Annotated in this window: 6 protein-coding genes; 1 reads left to right on the top strand and 5 read right to left on the bottom strand. The window is 69.8% G+C overall.

The window, feature by feature from the left end:
* Positions 1–397, bottom strand: a 397-nt coding sequence (ssb, locus tag ACKVMH_RS12125; protein WP_412700488.1) for a single-stranded DNA-binding protein, incomplete at its 3' end; no start/stop codon positions are given.
* 200 nt (positions 398–597) lie between these two features.
* Between ssb and ACKVMH_RS12120 the strand changes: the two genes are divergently transcribed.
* A complete protein-coding gene (locus ACKVMH_RS12120) occupies positions 598–1596 on the top strand; it encodes a polyprenyl synthetase family protein (protein WP_412700487.1) in 999 nt (332 codons plus the stop codon).
* Positions 1597–1617: 21 nt separating this feature from the next.
* Here ACKVMH_RS12120 and ACKVMH_RS12115 read toward each other — a convergent pair whose 3' ends face one another.
* The 4 genes from ACKVMH_RS12115 to ACKVMH_RS12100 all read right to left on the bottom strand — a co-directional run.
* The gene (locus ACKVMH_RS12115; protein WP_412700486.1) at positions 1618–2409 is read right to left on the bottom strand and encodes a dienelactone hydrolase family protein; all 792 of its coding nucleotides are present in this window, start codon (positions 2407–2409) and stop codon (positions 1618–1620) included.
* A 67-nt stretch (positions 2410–2476) separates the two neighbouring features.
* A complete protein-coding gene (murD, locus tag ACKVMH_RS12110; RefSeq protein ID WP_412700485.1) occupies positions 2477–3880 on the bottom strand; it encodes a UDP-N-acetylmuramoyl-L-alanine--D-glutamate ligase in 1404 nt (467 codons plus the stop codon).
* A complete protein-coding gene (murL, locus tag ACKVMH_RS12105; RefSeq protein WP_412700484.1) occupies positions 3861–5222 on the bottom strand; it encodes a UDP-N-acetyl-alpha-D-muramoyl-L-alanyl-L-glutamate epimerase in 1362 nt (453 codons plus the stop codon). The genes murD and murL overlap by 20 nt, the downstream gene beginning before the upstream one ends.
* A partial coding sequence (locus tag ACKVMH_RS12100; RefSeq protein ID WP_412700483.1) for an alanine racemase occupies positions 5219–6386 on the bottom strand: 1168 nt, incomplete at its 5' end. The genes murL and ACKVMH_RS12100, both read right to left, overlap by 4 nt.

The raw sequence follows: 6386 nt of genomic DNA, 5'->3' as shown, positions 1-6386 counted from the left end.
GTGCCGGGCGCTCGCTGCGATCACCGCCGCGGTAGCCGCCACCGCCGGCGCCGCCACCCTCGCCCCCGCCGCCGAGCATCTGCATCTCGTCGGCGACGATGTCGGTGAAGTATTTCTCGACGCCGTCCTGCCCGGTGAACTTGTCGTAGCGGATCGAGCCTTCGATATAGACCTGCCGGCCCTTCTTCAGGTACTCGCCGGCGATCTCGCCGAGCTTGCCGAACAGCTTGACCCGGTGCCACTCGGTGCGCTCCTGGGTATTGCCGTCGCGGTCCTTGCGCACGCTGGTGGTGGCCAGGCTGAGCGTGGTCACGGCCATGCCGCCCTGGGTGTACTTGGTCTCGGGATCGTTGCCGAGGTTGCCGACGAGGATCACCTTGTTTACGCCACGTGCCATGAATTCGGTCCTGTCGTGTCGAGGAAGTCGCCGCAGCGCGGCGAGCGGCAGGCCAGTATACCCACCCCGTCGAGGCCACCGGACCAGGAATCCACCCCGGCGTCGGGTCGGAATCCAGCCAGTCCCGGTGGCCGCTTCGAGCAAGGCCGCGCCCCCGGCCAACCACCTATAATCCCGGGTCCACCGGCCCGGGTCACTCCATGCACGCCAGCACCACGCCCCGCAGCGGCTACAGCCTGTCCGACATCCAGTCGCTGGCGCGGGCCGACATGGACGCGGTCGACGGACTGATCCGTCGGCGCCTCGCCTCCGACGTGGTGCTGATCAACCAGGTGGCCGAGTACATCATCGGCGCCGGCGGAAAGCGCCTGCGCCCGATGCTCCTGTTGCTTGCCGCGGGCGCGCTGGGACACCGCGGACCCGACGCCCACCAGCTGGCCGCGGTGGTCGAGTTCATCCACACCTCGACCCTGCTGCACGACGACGTGGTCGACGAGTCCGACCTGCGCCGCGGGCGTAGCACTGCCAATGCCGTCTGGGGCAACGCCACCAGCGTGCTGGTGGGCGACTTCCTGTATTCGCGCAGCTTCCAGCTGATGGTCGAGCTCGACAGCATGCCGGTTCAACGGCTGTTGGCCGACACCACCAACCGGATCGCCGAAGGCGAGGTGTTGCAGCTGTTGCACGTGCGCAATCCCGACACGGACGAGGCGGCCTACCTGCGCGTGATCGAGCGCAAGACGGCCGTGCTGTTCGCCGCCGCGACCCGGCTGGGCGCGATGCTGGCGGGTGCCGACGAGGCCACCGCCCAGCGCCTGCACGACTACGGCCTCAACCTCGGCTACGCGTTCCAGATCGCCGACGACGTGCTCGACTACGCCTCCGACGCGCAAACGCTGGGCAAGAACCTCGGCGACGACCTTGCCGAGGGCAAGGCGACGCTGCCGCTGATCCACGCGATTCGCCACGCCGACCCGGCCACCGCCGGGCGGTTGCGCCACGCGATCGAGACCGGCGACACCGCCGCCCTACCCGCTGTCATCGAAGCGATCCACGCCACCGGCGGGCTCGACTACAGCCGCCGCCGCGCGCTCGACTACGCGCAACGCGCCGGGACCGCACTGGACGGCCTGGCTGACAATGACTACGTGGCCGCCCTGCGCGGGCTGTCCGCCTATGCGGTCAGCCGCGACCACTGACCCGGACCCGGTGCCACCCTCCTACTCTGCCGCGAACCGCTCGCGCAGGAAGTCGTGGGTCATCTCGAACGCGCGCGTGGCCGCCCGTTCGTTGTAGACGCAGCCCGGCGGGTTGTTCGCGTCCGCCTCGGCAAAGCAGTGCACCGCGCCACTGAAGTTGACGAACTGCCAATCGGCGCCCGCGGCGTCCATCTCCCGCTCGAAGCCCGCAATATCCTCGTCGGTGACGCCGCGGTCATCGGCACCATTGAGCACGAGGATGGATGTGCGCACCGCGTCGTCCTTGGCCGGCAACGGGGTCGACAGGGCGCCGTGCAGGCTCACCACGCCGGCGACCTCGCTCCCGTCTCGGGCGAGTTCGAGCACCGCCGTTCCGCCAAAACAGAATCCCAACGCAGCGATCCGCTCGGCGTCGACCGGCGCCTCGTCCGCCTGCGCCGCAAGCACCTCGACCGCCTTGGCCACACGGGCACGCAGCATGCGGCGGTCCTCCCTCAGCGCACCCGACACCTGGCCGGCGGCTTCGCGATCCTTCGGCCGCACGTCCTTGCCATAGACATCGGCGACGAGGACAACGTAATCGTCGCCAGCCAGCTGCTTGGCCTTCTCGACGGCCGACGGCGTGACCCCCATCCAGTTGGGCACCATCACCACGCCGGGACGCGAAATCGCGTTGGCGTCGTCGTGGACCAGGACGCCACTGAAGGTGGTGTCGCCGATGGACCATTCGACCGGCTCGGCCCGCATTTCCGCAAACACGGGCGTGGCCAGGAGGGCGAGCGGGAGAGCACAGGCAAGGCGAAGCGGTCGCATGGCGAAACTCCTCGGGTGGGCTGCGCCGAGGGTAGCGCCATCGACACGCGGGTGCGGTGAGCGCCGGTTACGCCACGCCGAGACCGGGAATGGCGCTGATGGCGTCGGGGTCGAACCCGGCCAGCGCGGCGAAATGCCGACCGCGCTCCACGTAGTCGCGGTATGGCCCGAAACTGGGCGCGCCGGGCGACAGGAGCACCACGCCTTCGCCCGCCAGCGCCGCTTCAGCCTGCCGCACGGCGTCAGCGAGATCACCGGCTGCGGCCAGCCCGAACGCACCCCGCGACGCCGGTAGCGCGAGCAGCTCGTTGATCCGCGGCCCATTGGCGCCCATCGTGATGATCGCGGCCGGTGGACGGTGCGCGACAGCCTCCGCGAAAGCGGACCAGTCGACCCCCCGGTCGTGCCCCCCGACCAGCAGCGCGATACGCCGGGCGCCGAAACACTCGAGCGCGGCCAGGCTCGCGTGCGGCGTGGTGCTGATCGAGTCGTTGACGTAGGTGACCGCACCCCGGGTCCCGAGTACCTGCAACCGGTGGGGCAGCGGCCGGAAGCCGGCGGCGTGGGTTGCAAGCGCTGTCGCATCCAGTCCCAGCGCCTCGAGCGCGGCGAGTACCGCGCACAGGTTGCCGCGGTTGTGGCGACCAGGCAGCGGCAGCGGCAATGTGTCCATGACGAAGGTATCGCCGCGGTAGAGGTCGTCGCCGCGGAGGTGCCAACCGTCTTCGCGACCGAACCAGCGCACCTCGCTGCCGGGCAATGGCAGCGCCAACAACTGCGGATCGGCCGCATTGAGCACCGCCACCCGCGGGCGCGCCTCGGTCAGCAGTTTCAACTTGTCCTCGATGTAGCGCGCCTGCGAGCCGTGCCAGTCCAGATGCTCCGGGAACAGGTTGAGCACCACGGCGACCTCCGGCCGCCCTCCCCCGGCGGCGACGTCGCCGGTCTGGTAGCTCGACAGTTCGACCGCCCAGTAGTCCGGTGGCTGCGGCGGGTCCAGCAACTCTAGCAGCGGCAGGCCGATGTTCCCCGCCAGCGCGGTGCGGTGGCCACCGGCGCGCAGCAGGTGGGCCAGCAACGCGGTCGTGGTGCTCTTGCCCTTGGTACCGGTGACGCAAACCGTGTGGGCGACCACGCCGTCGCTGCCGGCGCGCTCGCCGAACCACAGCGCGGTTCCGCCGATGAAGCGCGTGCCGCGGGCCATCGCAGCGCTCGCCGCCTCGCCGTACGGGCTGATGCCCGGCGACTTCACAACGACATCGAATCCGCCGAGCTGCTCGGCGCTCGCGTCGGTCATGACCTGGAGGTGCGTATCGCCCAGGCCGCGGGCGTCGTCGGCCTCGGTACCGCTGCAGAACAGTGTCAGGGGCAGATCGGGCAGACGGCTGCGGATCGCGCGATGGGCGGCCCGGCCTTCGCGGCCCCACCCCCATAGCGCAACGCGCTGTCCCTCAAGCTGCGAGATGCGCACGCAGGCGTTCCCAGAGCGCGGGGGGAATGCGTTGCTCGTCATCGATCCGCAGCAGCGGTTCGATCCGCAGGTCGCCGTCGCCCAGTTGCGGGCGGATCTCGCGGATGAACCGCTCGACCAGTGCGTCCTCGCGCCATTCCGGGCGCGCGGCGAGCGCGGCCATGGCCGCACGGGATTCGCGGCCTTCACCGACGCACTCGAACGGCTTGTGGTCGCGGTATTCCAGCAACGCGTCGTAGCCGGCCGTCTGCGCCGGGTCATCGAGCAGGTTGCGGCCGAAAATGCCGACCAGCCGCGGCTTGCTCATGAACGGCGCAAGCGCGAGGAACACGAAGTGGCACTTGGGGCAGACCCCGCACCAGCGGCTGACCGGGCGCTCGCCGAGGATGTGGAAGTTGCGGTTGCAACTGGAGAAGTGCGCGTCGTACCGGTCGGAACGGCTGAACTGCCGCGCCACCGCGAGCTCGCTCAAGGGGCGCAGCAGCGAGTAGTAGTGCAGGTCCGCCGCGATGCTCGACTGCACATAACTGCCGAACGCCTGCTCGAACGCCCAGCCCTTCGACCACTGGTGGTTCACTTCGCCCGTCCCCTCGATCAGGCTGCCGTAGCTGGCGGAGCGCTCGTTGGAGAACACCACCTGGTCAACGCCCTGCAGCAGCGCCGCCAGCACCAGGATCGCCGAGTTGACTGCCGTGACCGGGATGTGGCCGTTCCAGGCGCCTTCCCGGTTGTAGTCGAACAGTTGTGGCGCCAGCGCGCGGCCGATGTTGAGCGTGGGCAGCCCGGTGCGCTCGGCGCAGGCGCGGATCAGCTGCGAGCCGCCGATCCAGCTGACGGTCTGCTCCACACCCAGCGCACGCAGCGCTTCGATGCTGACCAGCGAATCCTTGCCGCCTCCGATCGCCACCAGCGCGTGGTTGCGCAGGCCGAGCGCCGGCGCCGGCCCACCCGGCGGCTCGCCGTGCGGAAACGCGATGCGCCCGTGCAGATCCAGGCCATTGCGGTAGGCGAACTCGCCCAATCCGTTGAGGTAGACCAACTCCAGCAGCGCGGCGGTGTCGGCATCGATCGCATACGAGTCGATGCGGATCCGCGCGGGTACCGCCGCCTTGTAATAGCTGACACCGGCGACCAGGTGCAGCAGCCGCAGCGCGCGTTCGACTGCAACGGCACGGTCGCCGTCCAGCGCGAACGGCGCACCGGGGACGGTGACCGTCTCAACCAGCTCGGGACCTTCGTCGAAGGCGTAGACCAGTTCCGCCACGCCGGTCGCGGCGTCCAACCCACAGCGCACGAAGCGGAAGGACTGGATCGCGTCGCGCTGGAACTTCCACTCACTCATTCGATGCCGCCTTCATCAAGGATGTCCTCTGCCGGCAGCGCCCGCAGGTTGTAGGTGTTGGCCATGACCATGCCGTATGCACCCGTGTCGGCGACCAGCAACACGTCGCCCTCGGCGGTGGCGGCCGGCAGCGGGCGCCCGTGGCCAAGTACGTCGCCGCTCTCGCAGATCGGGCCGACCACGTCGAACTCCGTGAGCTCCGTGTCATCCAGCCGGTCGAGGTTGTGGATGCCGTGGTAGGCGTCGTAGACCGACGGCCGCATCAGGGCATTCATACCGGCGTCCGCACCGACGCGGCGCACGCCGTCCTTCTCGACCACCTGCGTGACCGACAGCAACAGCACGCCCGCTTCGGCAACCAGGTAGCGCCCCGGCTCGACCACCAGGCGGTAGCGCGGGTAGCTCGCCTTGATCTCGTCGAGACCTGCCCGCCACAGCGCGACGTCGAACAGCGGCGACTCGGGCGCGTACGGCACCGGCAGGCCACCGCCGATGTCGATCGTCTCCACTGTCCCGATCATGTCGGCCAGCCCCGCCAGGTGCGCGTAGACGCCGTGCCAGTGGCCGGCGTCGTCGATGCCGCTGCCCAGGTGCGCATGCAGGCCGCTGATGCGCAGGTCGATGTCGCGAGCCGCATCGAGGAACGCATCGACTTTCGCCAGCGGCAGGCCGAACTTAGCCGCGACGCCACCTGTCTTGACCTTGGCGTGGTGGCCCTCGCCGTGGCCGAGGTCCAGGCGCAGCCACGCGGTGCGGCCGCGGAAGACCTCCGGCCAGCGGCGCAGCGCCTCGATGTTGTCGATGGTGACGGTGACGCCGTGGTCGAACGCCGCCTCGTACTCGCGGCGCGGCGCAAAGCTCGGGGTGAACAGCACGTTGCGCGGAGAAAGCCCCGGCACGTGCGCGAACACGTGCTCGATCTCGCCCAGCGATACGCACTCCAGCCCGAAGCCCTCGGCGGCGATCGCGCGCAGGATCGCCGGGTGCGGGTTGGCCTTGATCGCGAAGTAGCACTGGTCGACCGCCGCGGTGCCGGTCAGCATCCGTGCGTGATCCCGCACGGTGGCCAGGTCATAGACATAGCGCGGTGTGCCGACGGCGGCGCGCGCCAGCAGCTGGTCGCGCCGGTCCAGCCACCACGACGCGGGGCGCTGCGGCCGCCCG

This window comes from Lysobacter zhanggongensis (assembly GCF_046638635.1).
GTDB classification, from domain to species: domain Bacteria; phylum Pseudomonadota; class Gammaproteobacteria; order Xanthomonadales; family Xanthomonadaceae; genus Novilysobacter; species Novilysobacter luteus.
This window is presented reverse-complemented; position numbering and strand designations above follow the sequence as displayed.

Bases quoted from the DNA above. Each gene is read 5' to 3' on its own strand.
- ACKVMH_RS12120 (WP_412700487.1), top strand. From the start codon at position 598: ATGCACGCCAGCACCACGCCCCGCAGCGGCTACAGCCTGTCCGACATC.
- ACKVMH_RS12115 (WP_412700486.1), bottom strand. From the start codon at position 2,409: ATGCGACCGCTTCGCCTTGCCTGTGCTCTCCCGCTCGCCCTCCTGGCC.
- murL (WP_412700484.1), bottom strand. From the start codon at position 5,222: ATGAGTGAGTGGAAGTTCCAGCGCGACGCGATCCAGTCCTTCCGCTTC.